General features: G+C 61.5%; 13 protein-coding genes. 5 read left to right on the plus strand and 8 right to left on the minus strand.

Annotated features, from left to right (window positions below; genetic code table 11):
• Positions 1-16: 16 nt before the first annotated feature.
• Both HWX48_RS00475 and HWX48_RS00480 read right to left on the minus strand, forming a co-directional pair.
• Entirely contained in the window at positions 17-1327 is a 1311-nt protein-coding gene (locus HWX48_RS00475; RefSeq protein ID WP_175953575.1) for an ABC transporter substrate-binding protein, read from the minus strand.
• 9 nt (positions 1328-1336) lie between these two features.
• Positions 1337-2539, minus strand: a complete 1203-nt coding sequence (locus HWX48_RS00480; RefSeq protein ID WP_175953577.1) for an ROK family transcriptional regulator — start codon at positions 2537-2539, stop codon at positions 1337-1339.
• Between the two features lie 204 nt (positions 2540-2743).
• Here HWX48_RS00480 and clpX point away from each other — a divergent pair, with 204 nt between their 5' ends.
• A complete protein-coding gene (gene clpX / locus HWX48_RS00485; protein WP_175953579.1) occupies positions 2744-3994 on the plus strand; it encodes an ATP-dependent Clp protease ATP-binding subunit ClpX in 1251 nt (416 codons plus the stop codon).
• Between the two features lie 40 nt (positions 3995-4034).
• On the plus strand, positions 4035-4370 hold the full coding sequence (locus tag HWX48_RS00490) for a chorismate mutase (RefSeq protein WP_175953581.1): 336 nt from the start codon (positions 4035-4037) through the stop codon (positions 4368-4370).
• A gap of 244 nt (positions 4371-4614) precedes the next feature.
• Here the strand turns inward: HWX48_RS00490 and HWX48_RS00495 are convergent, their stop codons facing one another.
• From HWX48_RS00495 to valS, 3 genes are all read right to left on the minus strand, one after another.
• Positions 4615-6474 carry a phosphoenolpyruvate carboxykinase (GTP) gene (locus HWX48_RS00495; RefSeq protein WP_175953583.1) on the minus strand — a complete coding sequence of 620 codons (1860 nt, stop codon included), beginning with the start codon at positions 6472-6474 and terminating at the stop codon, positions 4615-4617.
• A 231-nt stretch (positions 6475-6705) separates the two neighbouring features.
• On the minus strand, positions 6706-8745 hold the full coding sequence (locus tag HWX48_RS00500; protein ID WP_254872887.1) for a long-chain fatty acid--CoA ligase: 2040 nt from the start codon (positions 8743-8745) through the stop codon (positions 6706-6708).
• A gap of 263 nt (positions 8746-9008) precedes the next feature.
• Positions 9009-11735 (minus strand): valine--tRNA ligase, encoded by a 2727-nt coding sequence (gene valS / locus HWX48_RS00505; RefSeq protein WP_175953585.1) that lies wholly within the window; start codon positions 11733-11735, stop codon positions 9009-9011.
• Between the two features lie 930 nt (positions 11736-12665).
• Between valS and HWX48_RS00510 the strand changes: the two genes are divergently transcribed.
• Positions 12666-13466: a sulfite exporter TauE/SafE family protein gene (locus HWX48_RS00510; protein ID WP_175953587.1), complete on the plus strand. Its 801-nt coding sequence runs from the start codon at positions 12666-12668 to the stop codon at positions 13464-13466.
• A 362-nt stretch (positions 13467-13828) separates the two neighbouring features.
• On the opposite strand, the gene HWX48_RS00515 is transcribed toward HWX48_RS00510, so the two are convergent.
• The 3 genes from HWX48_RS00515 to HWX48_RS00525 form a co-directional block, all read right to left on the minus strand.
• Positions 13829-15178 (minus strand): Na+/H+ antiporter family protein, encoded by a 1350-nt coding sequence (locus tag HWX48_RS00515; protein WP_175953589.1) that lies wholly within the window; start codon positions 15176-15178, stop codon positions 13829-13831.
• A 75-nt stretch (positions 15179-15253) separates the two neighbouring features.
• Positions 15254-16063, minus strand: coding sequence for a pyrroline-5-carboxylate reductase (gene proC, locus HWX48_RS00520; RefSeq protein WP_175953751.1), 810 nt, complete (start codon positions 16061-16063; stop codon positions 15254-15256).
• A 145-nt stretch (positions 16064-16208) separates the two neighbouring features.
• Positions 16209-18161 carry a helicase HerA-like domain-containing protein gene (locus HWX48_RS00525; protein ID WP_175953591.1) on the minus strand — a complete coding sequence of 651 codons (1953 nt, stop codon included), beginning with the start codon at positions 18159-18161 and terminating at the stop codon, positions 16209-16211.
• A 166-nt stretch (positions 18162-18327) separates the two neighbouring features.
• Here HWX48_RS00525 and HWX48_RS00530 point away from each other — a divergent pair, with 166 nt between their 5' ends.
• On the plus strand, positions 18328-19131 hold the full coding sequence (locus tag HWX48_RS00530; RefSeq protein WP_175953593.1) for a helix-hairpin-helix domain-containing protein: 804 nt from the start codon (positions 18328-18330) through the stop codon (positions 19129-19131).
• 108 nt (positions 19132-19239) lie between these two features.
• Positions 19240-20847, plus strand: a complete 1608-nt coding sequence (locus tag HWX48_RS00535) for a ComEC/Rec2 family competence protein (protein ID WP_175953595.1) — start codon at positions 19240-19242, stop codon at positions 20845-20847.
• Position 20848: the final 1 nt, after the last annotated feature.

The following is a 20848-nucleotide window of genomic DNA, read 5'->3' on the forward strand; positions in this document are numbered from 1 at the left end:
CCACCCCTCGAAGGAATCAGAATCCTTCGATGCCTGCAGCCTTACCTGAAGCGATCATGCCTTCAGCTTCGGCGGTGAGGAACTCATCGGCGCTCATCTTTCCAGCGACGAGCTGCTGGTAGGCGGCGATGAGGTCAGTCTCAGGTGCGGGCACTAGCGAGACCTTGTCGATAGCGAGGGTGGTTTCACCATTGGCGATTGCCTCGCTGACTTCCTTCATCGCAACTGGGGTGCTGTCGGGCACGGTGACGTCGGTGAAGTTGCTGATGCCGGGGGCGCCGTCCATGAACTTCTGGGCGATCTCCTTGGAGGACAAGAACGCGAGGAACTTCTTTGCCGCATCAATGTTTGCGCTGCTCTTTGCGATGTGCAGACCGTCGGCGCCAGAGACACCGAGCATGGTCTTGCCGTCCTTGGTGGGCAGGGGGAAGAATCCGATGGTGTCCTTTGCGCTTTCGTTGAGGTCAGCGAGGGCGCCGATCACCCAGGTGCCGTTGATGATCATGCCGGCTTTTCCATCAACGAGGTTTTGCAGGGATTCTTCGTAGGTGGCGGTCAGAACGTTGTCGTTGAGGTAGCCATTTTCAGCCCACTGTGCAAGGGCGGTGTATTGGTCTTTGAGTTCGGGGATGGCATCCCAGCGGATTGAGTTGGAGTTGAGCTTGCCGATGGTGTCGCCGCTGAGATTCATCAGGGGGTTGGTGGCATTGCGGTGTTGGAGCAGGGTCCACCCGTCTTTTCCTGCGAGGTAGAGGGGGGCAACGCCGGAGTCCTTGAGGCTCTTCATGGCCGCTGTGAGTTCATCAAGAGTTGTGGGGGTGGTGATCTTTGCGGCCTCAAAGACCTTCTTGTTGTAGAACACGCCGAAGGAGGCGCCGGGGGTGGGGGAGGGGTAGGAGTAGATCTTGCCGTCGCTGAAGGTGATAGAGTCGATGGAGGCCTTCGGCATGCGAGAGGTGAAGTCCTCGCCGGAGAGATCTACCATCACGTTGGGAACATCGAACAGAGTGTAGGAGCCTGCGAAGATGTCGATATCGGTGCCGCCTGCGAGGCGGGAGCCGACCACGGAGTTGTAGTTCTCGTCGGGAACTGCCTGGAGGGTGACCGTAATGTCGTTGGCCGCATTAAATTCTTCGACGGCGGTCTTGAGTGCGGGTACGCCTGCCCACGAGGTGGGAACCACGTAGGTGATGGCGGTGCCGTCTGCGGCGGGTGCTTCGGCGGCTGCGGAGCTGGCGGTGTCGCCGGCTCCTCCTGAGCAGGCTGCGAGCCCGAGGGCGAGTACGCAGGTGCCTGCGATGGCGGTCATCTTGGAGGTTTGCTTCATTGTTTCTCCTCATCGAGACGGGGTGCAGTCTGTGGTGCTGCGCTCCGAGAGTGGCGGGATGGGAATGGACAGTGGGGTCGCGTTGTGGAGGTGGTACTCCTGGGATGCGGCGCCCAGGGTGCGGAGTTCGAAGGTTTCGAGTCCGCGCAGCGCTGCTCCGAGGGCGGGGCCCCAGGTGGGCAGTGCTGAGACTGTGGTGGCAAAGGCTGGCCCGTTGGGGAGTTCTTTGCGCAGTGCGTTGATGACCTCGTTGACAATGACGGTGCTTCGGTGAACGAGGGGTCCTCCGAGGACGATCATTTCGGGGTCGGTGCTTGAGGCGAGGAAGGCGATTTGCTGGGCGGCGCGCTGGCAGAAATCGCGGATGGAGGTGCGTGCGGCCTCGTTGCCGTTGTCGCATTGGTGGGCGAGGTCGAGGACGGCGGGCCAGCTTTCCCATTGGGTGAGTCGTTCGGTGGGAAGGTCAGAGGTGGAGTGGACGAGGTTGAGTTCGCCGGCGAGTTCGTGGACGCCGCGGCGGAGTTTGCCGTCGAGGATGAGGCCGGCTGCGACCTGGTACCACACGAGGGCGTAGATGATGTCGTTGAGGCCTCGGGCGCCGCCGATGCGTTGTTCGGCGTGGGCGGCGGCTTTGAGGTCGTTTTCGAGGATGAGGGGGCTGGGCAGGTTGGCGGGTAGGGTGTTGTCGATGAGGGCGTTGCGTTCGCAGATGCGTTGGGCGGTGCCGGAGGAGTCGACTTGGCCGCCGATGGCTCCCGAGAAGTAGTTGATGTCCTCGATGGGGGTGTGTGCTTCGTTGAGGAAGTTGTGGATTTGGTCGAGGATGAGGGCGCTGCGGGCGCTGGGGGAGAGGGAGCCGTCGGCGTCGATGGTGGTGGCGTGGTGGATGGTGCCTTCGAGGTCGAGGAGGAGGTAGCGGTGCTCGTGGCGTGAGATGTCGAGGACGCAGAGGGTGGCTCCGGCGGGGTTGAGGGAGAAGGTGGCGGCGGGGCGGCCGCCTTGGCGTCCGATGCGGGGTTCTTCTTGGGTGACGAATCCGAGGCCGATGAGTGTGTCGAGGTGGGCTTTGAGTGCGGGGCGCGAGAGGCCGATGGCGCTGGCGAGGGCGTGGAGGGGTTGGGAGGATGCGCGGCGGAGTTCGGCAATGCAGCGGGCGCGGCTGGCTGCGCTGAGGTCAGCGAGCCTGTCGGCGTGTACTGCGGATTCCTCCATGACGACCACCTTGTCGTGACTTATGAAAGTGCGTTTAATAAGTCGAGGATAGGGGTCCCGAAGGAGAAATGTCAAGAAAAGGAGTGACTGTTATCCGATTGTGATTTAGGTGAAGAATAGGGCGTGCCACCGCGCGAAGACGTGCCCCCTCGCCTAGGCTGGAAGGAAAGATATGCCCATAACACGCCTCAGGAGGAAGCCGCGATGAGCCGCCTGGTCGATAGCGACGAGCTCTTAAAGTGCTCATTTTGCACGAAGAGCCAAAAGCAGGTGCGCAAGCTCATTGGCGCCGGCAAGGTCTACATCTGCGACGAATGCGTTGAGTTGTGCAATGAGATCATCGACGAGGAACTCTCCGACACTCCTCAGACCGCCCAGACACCCCTGCCTAAACCCAAGGAAATATACGCCTTCCTTGAATCCTGGGTGATCGGCCAAGAACGCGCTAAGCGCGCCCTGTCCGTCGCCGTCTACAACCACTACAAGCGCGTGCGCTCCCGCGAAGCCGGAAATGACGAGGATATGGCGGGCACAAAGTCCAATATCCTCCTCCTTGGCCCCACCGGCACCGGCAAAACCCACCTGGCGCGCTCCCTCGCCCGCCTCCTGCACGTGCCCTTCGCCATCGTGGACGCCACCGCCCTGACCGAGGCCGGCTACGTCGGTGAGGACGTTGAAAACATCCTCCTCAAGCTCATCCAAGAAGCCGACGGCGACATCAAGCGCGCTGAACGCGGCATTATCTACATCGACGAGATCGACAAGATCGGCCGCAAGGCAGAAAACGCCTCCATCACCCGCGATGTGTCGGGTGAGGGCGTCCAACAGGCCCTCCTCAAGATCATCGAAGGCACCGTCGCTTCGGTTCCTCCCCAGGGCGGACGCAAACACCCCCACCAAGAATTCCTCGAGATCGACACCTCCGGCATTCTCTTCATCGCCGCAGGCGCCTTCGCAGGCATTGACGAGATCGTCAAAGCCCGCCTGGGCCAGCGCTCCACAGGCTTTGGATCCGACCTGAAGTCCGCCTCCGAAATCGGCGACGTCTACGAACAAGTCACCCCCGAAGACCTGCATAAGTTCGGCATGATCCCCGAATTCATTGGCCGCCTGCCGGTCCTCACAGCTACCAAACAGCTCACCGAGGATGACCTCACCCGCGTCCTCACCGAGCCGAAAAACTGCCTGGTCCGCCAGTACCAGCACCTCTTCGAACTTGACGGCATGCAGCTGGACTTCACACGTGAAGCCCTGCTCGCCATCGCAGCCCTGGCCAACGAACGCCAAACGGGTGCACGAGGGCTGTCCTCCATCATGGAAAACACCCTCTCCGACCTCATGTTCGAGCTGCCCAGCCGCTCAGATGTTGCCCGCGTTCTCGTCACGCGCGACCTCGTTGAAGGCAGGGGAGACGCCGAACTCTACGCCGAACGCACCGACATTCGCAGCGCCTAAGCGCCCACCTCACAGAGAACCAACTTCGGGAGACACCCATATGGATGCCACCAACGAAGGGACGACGGCGCCAGCCTCGTCAATCCCTGACGAACTCAAAGCGGCCCGCGCCACCATCGACAATATCGACGCCGCCCTCATCCACATGCTCGCCGAACGATTCCGCTGCACCCAGCAGGTCGGCCACATTAAAGCCATCCACGACCTACCCCCCGCCGACCCCGCCCGGGAGGCGCAACAAGTGGTGCGCATGCGCGCCCTCGCCGAAGAATCCGGCCTGGACCCCGACTTCGCCGAGAAATTCCTCAGCTTCATGATCACCGAAGTGATCCGCCACCACGAAGCGATTAAAGAGGGCTACCGCAACGCCAATTAACGCCCGCCAGAAGCTGCTAAGCGCCAGCTGCGGCGCTCCACGCATTCAGGGGCGGGACGTGCATCGAAGGGGTGATGCACATCCCGCCCCTGGCCATTGGCGTCCGGGCTGCTCATCCGAATCACCAAACTTAAGGAAAGCCCTGCGCAGAAGGAACAACGCGAAGAGCTCCTCGCCGCGCGCAAGAAAACGGGCTCTCACCGGTCGGATGCCGCAATCCGGCACAGCACCCGACCAGAGTTCGCTACTCGGCAGCCGCCTTGACCGCCTCGCTCACGCGACGATGAGCCTGCCAAATCTCCTCAGGGAGCCCCTCAAACTGGGCGAGGTGCTCCTCCCGATGGGCGCACTCACGCAGCCACTGCTCAGCGTCGAAAGACAAGATCTTGTCCAAATCCTCACGTGAACCCTCAAAACCCTCAAGGTTGAGTTCATCCACCGTAGGGATTACGCCCACCGGCGTCTGCGTGCCGCTGGCGCGGCCCTCCTTGAAGTCAATGAGCCACAACAGGGCTCGCAGGTTATCGCGGTAACCGGGCCAGAGGAAATGCCCATCCTCAGGGTCACGCTGGAACCAGTTGACGTGGGCAAAGACAGGCTGCTCGGTGGCAGCGCCGATCACGCGCAACCAGTGGCGCCCATATTCGCCCTCAGGGTAGGACATGAACGGACGCATGGACATCGGGTCGTAACGCAGTACGCCTTCCTTACCCTCTGCGGCAAAGGTTGCCTCCGCCCCCAAGGTCAGGCCATCGTAAACGCCCTCGGCAAGATCTGTGATTGCACGGATAAGGGGTTCACGGTCGCGCACACGACCGCCAAAGATAACGGCATCAATAGGTACGCCCTGCGGGTCCTCATAGTCGGGAGCGATATTGGGAACATTGGCCAAAGCGGTGGTGAAACGCGAGTTGGGATGCGCCCACTCATCGCCCTTAGCGTCGGAGCGCTGCCGTTCAGGGGCGCGGTCAGAGATCCTCTCCCCCTTCCAATCCAGCCAACCGGTCACATCCTCGGGATGCTCTGGTGTGCGTCCCTCCCACCACAGTTCCTGGGTGTTGGGGTTGTAGGCGACATTCGTAAAGAGCGTGCGTGAGCCGGGCTTAATCGCTTCGATGGCTGTGGGGTTGGAGATCTCGTTGGTGTCCTTGGCGACGCCAAAAGCGCCGAACTCAGGGTTCATGCCGTAGACGCGCCCGTCGCGTGGATCCACGCGTAGCCACACAATATCGTCACCGTAGAAGTAGACCTCGTAGCGGTCCCCAAGGGCGTCGGGCGGGAGCATCATGGCGAGATTGGTCTTGCCTGACGCCGAAGGGAAACCGCCGCAGATATAGTAGGTCCGGTCCTTTTCCTTATCCTTAATGCCGATCAGCATAAATTGTTCGGAGAGGAACTCCTGGGAATCCCAGCCATCGTAGGCGGCCTGGCGTAGGCCGTGGGCGATCTTGCCCAGCAGGGCATTGCCGCCGTAGGAGGAACCGAAGTGGAGGATCGTGCGCTCGTCGGCAACGGTGGCAAAGAGACGCTGATCGTCGTCGGTGCCTTGGCCAAGGTTTTCGAGGTCGCCCGTGACGTGCACGGCCTTGACGAACTCCTCGGGGTTGTCCAGGTCGTTGAGGTAGTCCACGCCAACTCGGGCCATGCGAATCATGTGGAGGACCACGGTGCGGTTGTCGGTGAGTTCCACGCCGCGTGCCCATTTTTCTAGTGGGGAACCGACTGGTGCCATGAGGTAGGGGATAACGTACATGGTCTTCCCCTGAGATGCACCGCGCATGCGCTCGATTTGGCGGGCGGTGACTTCCTCGGCGTCACGCCAGTTGTTGTACGCGCCCTTATCGCTGGGGCGGTGGGTGGCGACGACAGTGCGTTCTTCTGAGCGGGCTGTGTCCTTGAAGTAGGAGCGAGAGTAGTACAGCTGGTCGCCTGCGGGGAAGATCTCGCCAGCGGCGAGGCCTTCTTGGACGAGGCGTTCGTCATCGCTGGCTGATACGACCTCGATCTTCTCGGGCTGTGTGATGGAAGCCCAATGTTCAACGTAAGCGAGGACTGCGGGGTTGTGTAGGCCTGCGTCGTGCAGGATGGCAGCGATGTTCTCCATGAGTCACCTTTTCGGGATGCCGAAATATTGTGCACCTAGCATACAGGAAATAGTGCTTCGATACCATTGTGTAAGGGAACATAATTTTCGGGCACCCGAAATATTCTCTGTCCGGGCGGCTGTGAGCGGCGCGAACCCCACCACAAGCACGGAGGGGAGGTAGGCACCCTACCTCCCCTCACCGCGCTCCAAAGAACGCGGCGACGCCCTCGTCAAACGAGCAACACTCCGTCAGGCGCCAGGCGACGCCTTCTCCAAGGGACCACCATAAATCTCATCAATCACCGCCGAGAAACGCTCCACCACCGCAGAACGCTTCACCTTCAACGACGGGGTAAGCAACCCATTAGCCTCAGTGAAATCGGTGGTTAACACGCGAATCTCACGAATCGACTCCGCCCGAGACACCTTCTGATTCGCCTTCTCCACCGCACGATCCAAGGAGGCCAATACCTCAATATCCGTCGCAGCCTCCGTCACCGACATCGGCGGCAAACCATGGCCCTTGAGCCACAGGGGCAGCATCTCCGAATCCAGCGTCACCAACGCCGAAATGAAAGGACGCCTGTCACCCACCACCACGACCTGACTAATCAGTGGATGGCTGCGCAGCGGATCCTCTAGGGAGGCAGGCGAGACATTCTTCCCGCCAGCAGTGACAATGATTTCCTTCGCGCGGCCCGTAATCCGCAGATAACCATCACGGTCCAGGGAACCAAGATCACCGGTCTTAAACCAGCCATCCTCAGTGAAAGCCTGCTCGGTCGCCTCCGGATGATGATGGTAACCCTGGAATACAGAGGCACCCTTAATGAGGATCTCACCCTCCTCCGAAATCCGCACCGACACCGGCGGCACCGGCGGGCCAACAGTGCCGATCTTATTGAGACGCGGCGTATTCACCGACAACGGGCCAACAGTCTCCGTCAGGCCATAACCTTCCAAAACCGGCAAGCCCATGCCCGTATAGAAGTGAGCAAGATGTTCAGCCAAGGGCGCGCCACCCGAAATAATAAAGCGCGCATTACCGCCCACCAGCTTGTAGATCTTCGAATACACCAGGCGGTCAGCGGCCGCCCTCGCCAAAGAAAGCTTCCGAGATGGCCCCTCCGGTGTCTTCGAAGCCTTCGAATACGCGATCGCCACCTTCGCCGCCCACCGGAAAATCTTCTGCTTTCCGCCAGCCGAGGCCTTCGCGTCAGCTGAATTGTAGATCTTCTCAAGGACGCGCGGGACAACCAGCAGGTAGGAGGGGCGGAAAGTCTCCAGGTCCGCCAACAGATTCCGGGTGTCAGAAGTGTGCCCCAGCACGCCATTACCTGACAGCTGGAACACCTGCAGGAAACGCGCAAAAACATGGGCCAGAGGCAAGAAGAGCAGCAGGCGTGAACCCTTCGCCATAGCAACCTCGGGCATCCACTGGTGAGAGTTCACCGAAATGATCGTGAAATTCCCGTGAGACAACACCACACCCTTAGGCTGGCCCGTCGTGCCGGAGGTGTACACGATGGTGGCGATGGAATCGGTCGTCAGCTTCGCCGTGCGCGCCGTGACCTGAGTGCGCGGCACCGAAGCGCCTGCATCAACAATCGTCCGGATAGCCTCCGAATCTAACGACAGGATCGTCACCTCAGCCTCAGCCTTAGCAGCTGCGGCCTTCGCCAACTCGGCCATCGTGATGGTCTCCGTGACCATCGCCTTCACACCAGTATCCCGAATAATAAAAGCAATCTGGTCAATGGAACTGGTCTCGTAGATCGGCACCGGCACCAGGCCAGCAAACCAGCAGGCGAAGTCCAACAGAGTCCACTCGTAGCGGGTACGCGACATAATGGCGACCATGTCGCCAAACTCCAAACCCATGCCGATCAGGCCCGCAGCCGTTTCCATGACAGCGTCATAAAACTCCGAAGCCGTAATCGCATGCCAGGCATTGCCCATGCCCCGCTTGACCTCAATGAGAGGCAGACGAGCAGAACGTTGAACGCGGCGCTGCAGAAGATAGGGGATGGTGGTGGTCGAGTCAGTCTTGACCATGACAGGAGCATGCCACTCAATAGCCCCCTGGCCTTCAGTATCAAAGGTCGCCTCGCCAGTGGAAAAACCCGTGGGGGAAGGGTAGGCGGCGCCACTAGAGGTCGCCTCGCGAACCCCCATCACGCTGTTCAACGCGGCTGCCAAACGAGGCAGGCGCCGCTGGGTAGCCTCGTCCGAAGCGCCATTGGCGGGGGGTTCAGGGGCAGAAGAGTCCTGTGCGCGAGTGGCGACCATCAGACAAACCTTTCAAGGGACGTTTCGATCCGCAGTCCACTCTAAACCCCTGGAAGAATTTTTTCTCCAAAGTCCGGCGTTGCATGCTCCAATGCAATGACAAGCTCCCAGCCTTCATGTATCGAACGACGAACGCAGCAAGTCCGGAAAATAGTAACGATACACCTGCCCATGAAGTAAAGCTCATGGGATCACTGATACGTGTGGCCCCTCGTGGTTGTTCAACCACGAGGGGCCACACCAGGCAGTTAATGCAGGGACAATCAGCCCTTCTTGCGGGCCGGAGCCTCGCCCAGCTCGAAGGAAGTCACAGCCACAGCAGCATCTTCACCTTCAGCCGCTGCACCAGCCTCAACCGTCATGACACCCTCAATCTTCGTGGCGGCACGCAGATCGGCCTCAACCAGCTTCAAGGTCTCCATCAAAGCCTCAGGAGCAGCCACAGTCACAGCCAGGAAAGGCGTACGCGGCGACACCTTCGCCTCGGACTTCACGCGGCGCAGCACGATCAACGCTGCCGACGCGCCACGCAGCACCTCGGCGTCGCCCTCGACAGACGCAAGCTCCTCAACGGTCGGCCAAACGGCGGTATGCACCGAACCCTCGCGATACCACGACCACACCTCTTCAGTGACGAAAGGCAGGAAGGGAGCGAGCAAGCGCACCACAGTGTTAATGACGATCGCCAGGGCAGCGCGAGCCGAACGAGCCGACTCCTCATCCCACAGACCCTCACGGTTGTACGCGCGCTCCTTAACGAGCTCCAGGTAGTCATCACAGAAGGTCCAGAAGAAGGTCTCGGTCGACTCCAGGGCCTTCACATGATCGTAGGCAGCCAAAGCCTCGGTAGAGATCCGCACAACCTCGCGCAGTTCAGCCAGAACCGAACGATCCAGCGCCTCGGTCACATGCGAAGGATCAAGGTCGAGGTCAGCGCCCTCGCCACCCATCGTCAGGGCAAACTTCGACGCGTTAAGGACCTTAATAGCCAGGCGGCGGCCGATCTTCATCTGCGACTCATCAAAGGCCGCATCCAAGCCCAGGCGAGCCGACGCCGCCCAGTAACGCACGGCGTCCGAACCGTACTGCTCCAGCAGGCCCATGGGCGTGACAACATTGCCCTTGGACTTCGACATCTTCTTATGGTCCGAATCCAGGATCCAGCCCGAAATACCCGCGTGCTTCCACGGCAGAGCACCGAACTCCAGGTTCGCGCGCACCACAGTGGAGAACAGCCACGTGCGGATAATGTCCTGACCCTGCGGGCGCAGATCCATGGGGTAGGTGCGCTCGAAGAGGTCCTCATCCTCCAGCCACCCGCAGGCAATCTGCGGGGAGAGGGACGAGGTCGCCCAGGTATCCATAATGTCGAGCTCGCCAACAAAACCGCCGGGCACGCCGCGCTGATCCTCGGAGTAGCCAGGAGCAGCGTCAGAAGACGGATCGACGGGCAGAGTAGACTCATCGGGGGTAATGATGTCGTCATAATTGACGTCACCGTTTTCATCGACCCGGTACCACAGCGGGAAAGGCACGCCGAAGAAACGCTGACGAGAAATCAGCCAGTCATTGTTCAGACCACGCACCCAGTTCTCGTAGCGCACGCGCATGAAATCGGGGTGGAATTCCAGCTCACGACCGCGCTCAACAAGCTCATCGTTGAGGTTCGTGTTCGAAGCGGGGTTGACCCACTCGCGGCCACCATTGCGGATGTACCACTGGCGAGAAGTCACGATCTCCAGAGGCTTGTCGCCCTTTTCGAAGAAGTTCGTCTGACGGACGGTCTTTTGCGGCTCGCCTCGCATCTCGCCAGTTTCCGCCAGACGCTCCACCAGCCACTCGCGGGCAGAGAACGTCGTCTTACCTGCGATCTGCTCGAAGGCAGCAACGCCCTCGGCGTCGGTAATCCACTCAGGGGTCTCGGTCTGAATACGGCCATCCTTTCGCAGGATTGCACGCAGAGGCAGCTGCAGATCACGCCACCAGTCAATATCAGTGGTGTCACCGAAGGTGCAGCACATGGCAATGCCAGCGCCCTTGTCCTTCTCCGCCTGCGGGTGGGCGAGGACAGGCAGTTCCACACCAAAGATCGGCGAGGTCACCGTGGTGCCAAAGAGAGGCTGGTAACGCTCGTCATCAGGGTGGGCCACCAGAGCCACACAGGCGGCGAGCAGCTCAGGGCGGGTGGTCTCAATGCAGACATCCACGCCGTTTTCTACGGGAGCGCCCTTAGCTTCAGCCTCGGCAGCCTTAGCCGCATCAGTGATGTGGAAAGCCAGACGATGGTAGAAACCCGGGTACTCGCGCGACTCAAGCTCAGCCTGAGCCACAGCAGTCTGGAAGGTGACATCCCACAGGCCGGGAGCCTCAGCCTGGTAGGCCTCACCTCGAGCCAGGTTACGCAGGAAAGCAGCCTGAGCAACCTTACGGGCACGGGCACCAATGGTCTGGTAGTGCTGCTTCCAGTCCACCGACAGACCCAGGTAGCGCCACAAGGCTTCAAACTGGCGCTCGTCCTCGACAGTCAGGCGCTCGCAGAGCTCAACGAAGTTACGACGCGAAATCGGCTTCTGATCGCGAGCCTTAATGGACTTTCCGTCACCGCCCTCGTGCGGGGGAACGAAATCAGGCTCGTAAGGCAGCGTGGCATCCACGCGCACACCAAAGTAGTTCTGCACGCGACGCTCGGTGGGCAGGCCGTTATCGTCCCAACCCATCGGGTAGAACACGGACTTGCCTTTCATGCGTTGGAAGCGAGCAATCAGGTCAGTGTGCGTGTAGGAGAACACGTGGCCGACGTGCAGGGAGCCCGACACAGTTGGCGGGGGAGTATCAATGGAGTAAACCTGCTCACGGGTGGCAGTGCGGTCAAAATCGTAGGTGCCAGCCTCGCGCCAGCTCTCATCCCACTTGTTTTCCAGGCCTTCAGTGCCAACCTTGTCGGGAACGACGGGTGCCGCAGTCGACAAAGGGGTAAGGTTTTCAGCCATTACAGGTTCTCCATCCGAGTCGTGGACATGTACCGTCTAAGCCTACGGCGTGGGGCAGGGGTGGGACTAATTTCTTAGCGAAAATGCGCCTGTTGTGCAGGCCACATCGGACTGCGCTGCGGGCCGCGTCATGGGGGATAGGTGTGGGTGGGTGCTGTGGGTATGTCTCGGCGCTGTGGGATGGGTATGGATCGGCGCCATGGGTGTGTGGCATGCTGCGTACCAGTGGCGCTGTGAGCTACCAATAGAGCTGGGCGATGTAGCTCCCTGCTGGTTCTGGGCGCTTCTCATGGTGGATGGGTATGGATGGGCGCTGCGGGTAGGGTTTGGCGCCATGGGTGTGTGGCATGCTGCGTACCAGTGGTGCTGAGAGCTGCCAATGGCGCTGAGAGCTACCGGTGGCGCCGGAGGCTACCAACGGCGCCTAGGGCTACCAATGGTGCTGAGGGCTACCAATAGAGCTGGGCGATGTAGCTCCCTGCTGGTTCTGGGCGCTTCTCATTGGGGATGGGTATGGATGGGCGCTGTGGGTAGGGTTTGGCGCCATGGGTGTGTGGCATGCTGCGTACCAGTGGTGCTGAGAGCTACCGGTGGCACCGGAGGCTACCAACGGCGCCTAGGGCTACCAGTGGCGCTGTGAGCTACCAATAGAGCTGGGCGATGTAGCTCCCTGCTGGTTCTGGGCGCTTCTCATTGGGGATGGGTATGGATGGGCGCTGTGGGTAGGGTTTGGCGCCATGGGTGTGTGGCATGCCCTGTACCAATGGCGCTGAGAGCTACCGGTGGCGCCGGAGGCTACCAACGGCGCCTAGGGCTACCAATGGTGCTGAGGGCTACCAATAGAGCTGGGCGATGCAGCAAGCGCCTCCAGCGGCCGACGAAGCACCGCCGCATCCCCAGAAATGCGTCCGAAGGGCGTAGGTTTAGAGGGTGACTGATGGACCAACACGCAAAAAACTCACTCCCGGCCGCATCGCAGCAGTGATTGGAATTGGCATCGCAGCGGGCTTCCTCGCCGGGCTCTTTGGCGTGGGCGGAGGAATGATGATCGTCCCCGCCCTCGTACTTATCCTCGATATGAGCCAACGCCAGGCAGCAGCGACCTCGCTTTCCTCCATCGTCATTACCACAGCAGTGGGCTCCATCTCATACGCAACCCAGGGCCAGGTCTCACTGCCCGCAATGCTACTGGTGGCAGGCGGCGCCCTCGTTGGCGCACAGATTGGCACATGGCTGCTGCGGGTCCTCCCCGAACGGATCCTGCCGTGGATCTTCGTGGGTTTTGCCGCCATGATCATCATCATTCACCAGCTCCACGAGTCCGTGCGCACCGCAACCATCGAGGTCACCGTCGCCTCCGCGATCGCCATGATCGGCGTTGGCCTCGTGTCCGGTGTGTTTGCCGGACTCGTCGGCGTCGGGGGAGGCGGGATTATCGTGCCTGGCCTCGAAATTGTTGTTGGCGCAGGCGACCTAATCGCGCGGGGCACCTCGCTGCTGGCCATGATCCCCACCGCCTTGTCCGGAACCTACTCCAACCTCAAGCACGGCCTCGTGGACCTGCCTGTTGGGCTCATCATCGGTGCGGCCGCTGCATCAACCACCCCGCTGGGATTGTGGGCCGCAAATGCGGTGAGCCCCCGGACCGGTAGCTACCTCTTTGGCGTGTTCCTTGTTGCCGTCAGTATCAGCACTGTCCTCAAAGCTCGGGCGAGGCGCGCGCGAGGATAGTGACACCGGGTGCGGGCGCTGGCAGTGGACAGCCGATGAACAGTGTCCGTCCCATGACAGGTGGGTGCCTAAATAGGTGCGGTGTCGACATGCTGGTGGCGCACATGCCCTCGGCACACTCCCTCGCCGCACATACCCCCGGCGCAGACCCCGGCGCAGACCCCTGCGCATACCCCTGCGCTAGCGGAATAACCTTCGAGGGGCATTCCCTCGTTAATGGGAGGGGTGTTGTAGTTTCTGGGGGTTATGCGGTGTGGAAACTGCAACGCGGTGTGTAAAACTGAGGGGCGTCCTCCCCGAAGGGAGGACGCCCCGGTTACCTCGCCAATGACGAGGACGTGCGAACGGAACCTGATCGACGATCAGAGAACCATTGCTGCAACCCAGCCAGCCAGGAGCAGCGGAATATTGAAGTGGATGAAGGTCGGAATCACCGAGTCACGCATGTGGTCGTGCTGACCATCAGCATTCAGACCCGCTGTCGGACCAAGGGTGGAGTCCGATGCCGGAGAACCGGCGTCACCCAGAGCGCCTGCCGTACCAATGAGCGACACAGTAGCCAGAGGGCTAAAACCCATCGCAGCACACAGGGGCACATAAATGGCAGAGATAATCGGCAGGGTCGAGAAGGACGAGCCAATACCCATGGTGACAATCAGACCAACCAGAAGCATGGCAAAGGCTGCGGCGGCCTTGCTACCAGCGAAGAGGGAAGCGGAAGCCTCCACGAGCGGGCCAATCTGCTCAGTCGCCTTCAACACGGACGCGAAGCCCTGAGCGGTGATCATGATCAGGCCAATCAGGGCCATCATCTTCATACCGCCGGTGAAGACTTCATCAGCAGCATTCCACTTCACCACGCCGGTGAGGACGAAGAGCATCAGACCAACCAGAGCACCCACCAGCAGCGGGTCAGCATCGGTGCCAGCCATGGTCATCCACACCTGGATGACGAAGCAGACCACGATAGCAATCAGGGACACTGCGATCTTCATCGGCTGGATCTCCACCTGAGCGATTGCGTCAGCCTGCTTGCCGTCGCCGTAGGTGCGGGGCTTGCGGTAGGTGACGAACACTGCAATGAGCAGACCGATGAGCATGCCCAGGGCTGGGATGCCCATTGCCTTCATGACGGGCACATTGCTGACGTCCATGCCGGCGCTGGTGATATTGCCGTAGAGGATGTCGTTCAGGAAGATGCTACCGAAGCCGATGGGCAGGAACATGTAGGTGGTGACCAGGCCGAAGGTCAGAACCGAGGCAACCGCACGGCGGTCAAGCTGCAGACGATTCATCACCACAAGCAGCGGCGGAATCAACAGCGGAATGAAGGCAATGTGCACGGGAATGAGGTTCTGCGACATTACCGCCATAGCAGCAATACCACCCAGCAGGCCAAACTTCGTCCAGCGCGCCACCTTCTGAGAGGTGGACATGTCACCGGAGTCGAGCTTGGCAATCAGCCAATTTGCCAGAAGCTGGGGCAGACCAGAGTGAGCCACGGCCATAGCGAAGGCGCCGAGCAGGGCGTAGGACAGGGCGATCTTCGCGCCACCGGCAAGGCCATCTTGGAAGGCAACCATGGTGGCCTCCAAGCCCAGGCCTGCCACGAGGCCACCGACGAGGGCGCCGATGAACAGCGAGATCACGACGTGGACGCGAGCCACGGACAGGATCAACATGACAAGAACAGATAGGACGACGGCGTTCATATGTGCTTCTTTCGAGCGTCGTGGGGAAAAGGGCGGAGGGTACACGTGGGCTAAACGCATCCCGAAGGTGAGCGCTCAGCCCAATCGGTGGTCATGGCCGACCGCAGCGTCAACCGCATGCACAATAGCGGTCGACAGGCCGGCTTCCTCCCCTGCAAGAAGGCCCGCGATAGTGGAGCCTCCCGGTGATGTCACCTGGTCAATGAGTGTGGAAGGGTTTGCACCCTTGGAAGCAGCCTCAAGCATGAGCTGGGCTGAGCCAAGGATCGCGGTAGCCGCAATCTCAACGGATTGGGCCTTCTTCAGACCGTACTTCACTCCTGCACGGCCGAAAGCTTCAATCATCTGGAACACCCAGGCGGGCGAGCAGCCTGCCAGGGCCGTGAACACGGGAAAGTCTTTTTCCTCAATGTCTATAACAGAGCCCACCGCTGACAGCAGGGAACGTGCTGCCTCGCGCTGGGCTGGGGTAACAGTGTCATTCGCGCACAGGGCAGTCATTGATGCTCCCACTTGCGCATTGACATTGGGCATTGCCCGCATTAATGGCACTGCGGCGCCGAAATCTTGCGCCATGGTGTCCAGGGAACGGCCTGCGGCGATCGACACGACTGCAACCCCGTCACGCTGGTTGAGGGTTTTACGAATCTGAGCGATGACAGTGCCTTGCGCCTGGGGCTTGACGCCCAGGATAATCAGGTCGGCCTGCTGGGCGAGTTCCTCATTTGACGAGGCCACCGCGCCGCCGACCTCTGCAGCCAGAGCCGGAGCGGACACGCCGCGCGCATCGGTGAACAGGAAGGACGTTCCGTCCATTCCTGCGGCAACAGCACCGCGGGCGATGGCTCCCACCATCGATCCGGCGCCGATAAAGCCGATGCGCATTGCGACCTCCAAATAAAGCATCACGTCTCCACAAGGATGTGTGGAAATGTGTTGCTGTTAACTCTAACCCGCTCTCTACAGGGTGTGAAAAAGTGTCCACATAGTGCTCACTCCTCCACAAAAGAGCAGGTCAGGGCCTATGGGGTCAGCGGCGTCGAGTGCCAAAAATCGTTCGAGAAATCTCCCGACCCAACTGCGAACCAGCCGAACGCAGCATCGAACCCAGTGCCTTCTCCACAGTACTCATGCGCTGCTGGGCGGCCTTCTGTCGTGCTGCCTCTTCCTTCTCGGCGCGCTTTTGAGCCTCGCGAAGTTCGCGCTCCCGCTGCTTCTCCGCTTCACGGATTTCCCGCTCAAGCGCTGCCTCGCGGGCCTTTGCTTCCTTGGCGGCGATAGCTTCGGCCTCCTTGAGGCGACGCAAACGCTCCTGCTCAGCCTCGTAGTCGGCTGAACGCTGGGTGAGGGCCTCCTCTGCAGAGAAGGGATTGATCGCCGAGGAATAGCGCGCCACCAGGGAAGAAGAGGCGTTGATTGAGGAGATCGTCGCCGACGCGGCCGGACCCATCACCGAGGCCGGAGCCCAGATGCTTACCGGAACCACGGCGGTGGGGCGGCCCTTGGGGGACAGGACACTGACGATAGCCTCGCCGGTACCGAGGTTGGTGAGGACCTCAGCGAGGTCCAATTCGGTTGCCGGGAAGGTCTCTACGGTCTGCCGCAGCTTCTTGTGATCATCGGGGGTGACGGCGCGCAGGACGTGCTGCACGCGCGACCCCAGCTGGGCGAGGACGTCGGCGGGAATGTCCTTGGGTGTTTGCGTCACGAAGACCACGCCCACGCCCTTGGATCGGATTAAACGCACGGTCTGGACGACTTGGCGGATGAATTCCTTGGTGGCGTCAGCGAAGAGCAGATGAGCCTCGTCAAAGAAGAACACGAGCTTGGGGGCGTCAACGTCGCCGACTTCGGGCAGGTCCGAGAAGAGGTTGGCAAGCAGCCACATAATGACGGCACTAATGAGGTTTGGACGCTGGCCGATATCCCCCACGCCCAGCAGGGAAATGATGCCGCGCCCGTTGACGGTGCGCATGAGGTCGGTGGTGTCGAAGGCGGGCTCGCCAAAGAAATCTGCACCGCCCTGGGCTTCGAGGGTGGAGAGGGTGCGCAAAATGACGCCTGCGGTTGCTTTGGAGACACCGCCGATGCCGTCGAGTTCTTCCTTGCCTTCATCGCTGGTGAGGAAGGTGATGACGGCCCGCAGGTCACTGAGATCCACCAGGTCAAGGCCCTGCTTGTCTGCCCACAGGAAGATGAGTTGAAGGGATTGTTCCTGCGTGGTGTTGAGGCTGAGGGCGCGTGAGAGAAGGATGGGGCCGAAGTCGGAAATGCGGGTGCGGACGGTGGCGCCGGGGAATTGGGCGTCGGCACCGCCCAGGCTGAGCAATTCGATGGGGAAGGTGTCGCCTGCCCATGCTTGGCCGTTATTCTGCGTGCGGGCGAGGAGTTTTTCCGAGGCGGTACCGGCTTCAGCGAGGCCTGTGAGGTCGCCTTTGACGTCGCAAAGGAGCACGGAGGAGCCTGCTGCGGAGAGGCCTTCGGTGAGGAGTTGGAGGGTGCGGGTCTTGCCTGAGCCGGTGGCGCCGGCGACGAGGAGGTGCCGGTTGAACATGGCGAGGGGGATCTTGGCGGTGACGGCGGGGATGTGTGTGCCCTCGTCGATGAGGGTGCCGATGGTGACGGCGGGGTCGGTGAAGGAGTAGTCGGGGGCGACGGCCGCTGCGAAGGCGGACAGTTCGCTGCCTGTGGCACCGCCCGTTGTGGTGTCTGGCGTTGGGCTGGCGGGTGCGGTGTCAGCGCTTGGCGTCCCGTCTGACGAGGCTCCCGTGGGAGTGGCGTTTGCGGCTTCTGCGGCTGCCCGCGCTTGTGCGGCCTTCTCCTGGGCTTCGGCGGCAACCCTGGCGGCTTCTTCGGCAGCTTCCTGGGCTCGGCGTGCTTCGGCGGCAATGCGTTCTGCCTCTTCGAGGGCAGCGCGGGCGGCTTGGGCCTGGGCTTCTGCGGCGGCTAGTTGGTCACGCAGGGCATCAACATGTTCACTCACCCTTCAAATCCTAGGGGAGAGGAAGCGTTTGCTCACTCCCAATGATGAAACTCTGGTGCCAGGAGGTTTCGCGGCACTTATCCACAGGCGAAGGGGCAAAAAATCGTTATCCACAGCCCCGCTGTCAGGGTTTGGGGCTTTCCGTCACTGCATATAGCGTCGCCTTATGGATCTCTTGCAACGCTACCGACTGCGCCACCTCACGCGGGCTGTGTACGACTCGGCATCCGGTGAGGACCCGGCGCCGTCGTCTCGCGTGCGGAGTCTTGTGGACTACCCGGCTGCCCTTGCCCTCAGCGCCCTGTGTGCCCTACTGCTGGTGGTGATGGTGGTCAGATCTGCCGCGTGGGGTGTGGAGCAGGAGGAAGCAGAACCTCTTCGACCAGCGGACGCGCAGCTCAGTGAGGCGGCGCAATCGGGGCCACTCAAGGCAGTTGGTTATCGTCGGAAAGCCTCCCCAGCACAGTCCTCCCAAAGCGTGCCAGCGCTCTTGACGATTCATGTGGAAGGAGCCGTTGCCCAGCCCGGTATCGTCACCGTGCCAGAGGGTGCGCGCGTCCATGACGCCCTGAAAGCCGCCGGGGGAGTGGAGGGTGACGCAGCAGTGTACGAGGTGAATCTCGCGCGAAAACTTAGCGACGGCGAATACCTCTATGTGCCACGCATCGGCCAGGATCCGGCAAGTATTCCCACTCCCGCGCACTCCTCCCAGCAGGGTGGTGGCGGCGCGCAGGTGAGGTCAGGGAGCTCGGCAGCGGCGGGATCAGGCCCAGGTGCAGGCTGCATCAATATCAATACCGCCACCCTGGAAGAACTCCAAGCGCTCAACGGCGTGGGGCCGGCCCTTTCCCAGCGCATCCTTGAAGCTCGCGAACGAAGCGGGCCATTTCATAGCCGAGATGACGTCGATGCTATCAGCGGTATTGGACCAGCCCTTCTCGCAAGGATCGAGCCTCAGCTGTGCTTTTAAACTCTCCCGGAATGAGCAGCGAGGTGCGCGCCCAGATGGGATACGAGTGCGCAAGCCCAGAAGAGCACGCGCATGAGAGCGGGCCACACTCCGATGGAGGAGGCACCAATGAATGACGAGGCCGAGCACGCGGGGCAGAGGATGCCCACCTTCCTCGACATGCGTCTCCTGCCGCCCACTGTCAGCGCGTGGGCACTGAGCTGGTGGGCAACCGGAGGGAACCTCAGCTGGTCGGGAGTGCTTCTGGGTGCGCTGGGCCTGTGTGCTGCTGCGGCCGCATTCACACTCTGGCAGCGGTGGGAGCAGGGGCGGCGCCCACAGCCTCGCCATAGCCTCCTGCCTTCAGCCTCAGTGCGATTGACCCTGGCTGTCAGCTTCATCGCTGCAGTAGGGGCCCTCCTCCTGTCTCACAACGCCCGCGCTGCCTTTGACGCCGATCCCTTCCGGGCCGCCCTCGCTTCGCATCACACTGTGGACTGCGAGGTCGAAATCACCGGCTACCCGCGCGCTCGCGGGGCGGGATCCTCCACGCAATCCCCTGTGACGCTCCCCGCGCGTACCCTACGCATCTACGACGAGGAGGGGCGGGCGCTGGCCTCGTCGGTGGAGATCCGACTTCGCGGTAAAGGGGTGGGCGCCCTCCAACGCGGCGACCACCTGCGCGTGCGTGTCACAGCCGCCCCACGCCAACGCTTGCCTCCTCCGGTGGCGGCCGAAGTGACCCTCTTGCGCCTCATCAGCAGACACCCCGCCGAGGGGGTGGCCGCCCTCCCCGCGAAGATCCGCAGCCACACCCAGGTCCTGCTGCATGAGACGACGCCTCACACCCGCGGACTCATTCCCGGCCTGGCCATGGGGGACCGCAGCGGACTGACGCCGCGCCTGAACGAGGCGATGCGCGCTGCCTCCCTCAGTCATCTCAGTGCGATCTCTGGGATGCACATTGCTGTTGTCTTGGGAGCAATGACCCTCATTGTTCCTGGTAGGGGTCTTTTGCGGGTGAGTGCCGTCATTGTCACGTTGGGGGTGATAGTGCTTCTTGCCGGGCCCACTGCCTCCGTGTTGCGTTCAGTGACGATGGCTGGCGTGGGCTTGTGGGGCCTCATTGCGCGCCGCCCGGGCCAAGCCCTGACGGGACTATCAGCGGTGAGCCTCGCCCTGCTGTACGGGGACCCGTGGAATGGGCGCTCCTACGCCTTCGCCCTCTCCGTCCTAGCAACCGCCGGAGTGGTCACGCTCGGGCAACGCTGGCAAGCGTGGGCGAGAAAACACCTGCGAGGTGACACCATTCCAGGCTCGATTGCGCGTACGCTTCATGGCCTGCTTGCTGTGCCTCTTGCCGCGCAGCTGTGGGCAACGCCTGTGCTGCTCATGATGGATCCCCACGTGCCCCTGTGGGGAGTGGTCGCGAACGTGCTGGTCGCGCCAGTGCTCGCGCCAGCGACCATCCTCGCTCTCGGAGTGTGCCTGAGTGCGCCTCTCTCACCTGCTTTCGCGCAGGCACTCATTGTTGTGGCCGAACCCCTATGCGCATGGATCGCCGAGGTCGCCTTGCGGGTCGCGGCCCTTCCTAGCGCGCGCCTGCCCTGGCTTGAGGGGATTGATGGGGCTCTGCTGTGGATTGTGTGCGTGCTCAGCTTGTGGGGTGGAATCAAAGTCGTGGCACGTATGGGACACTGGAAGACACGACCCACCCGCCCACGCGAGACACTTTGAG

This window comes from Schaalia sp. Marseille-Q2122, from assembly GCF_903645355.1.
GTDB lineage: Bacteria > Actinomycetota > Actinomycetes > Actinomycetales > Actinomycetaceae > Pauljensenia.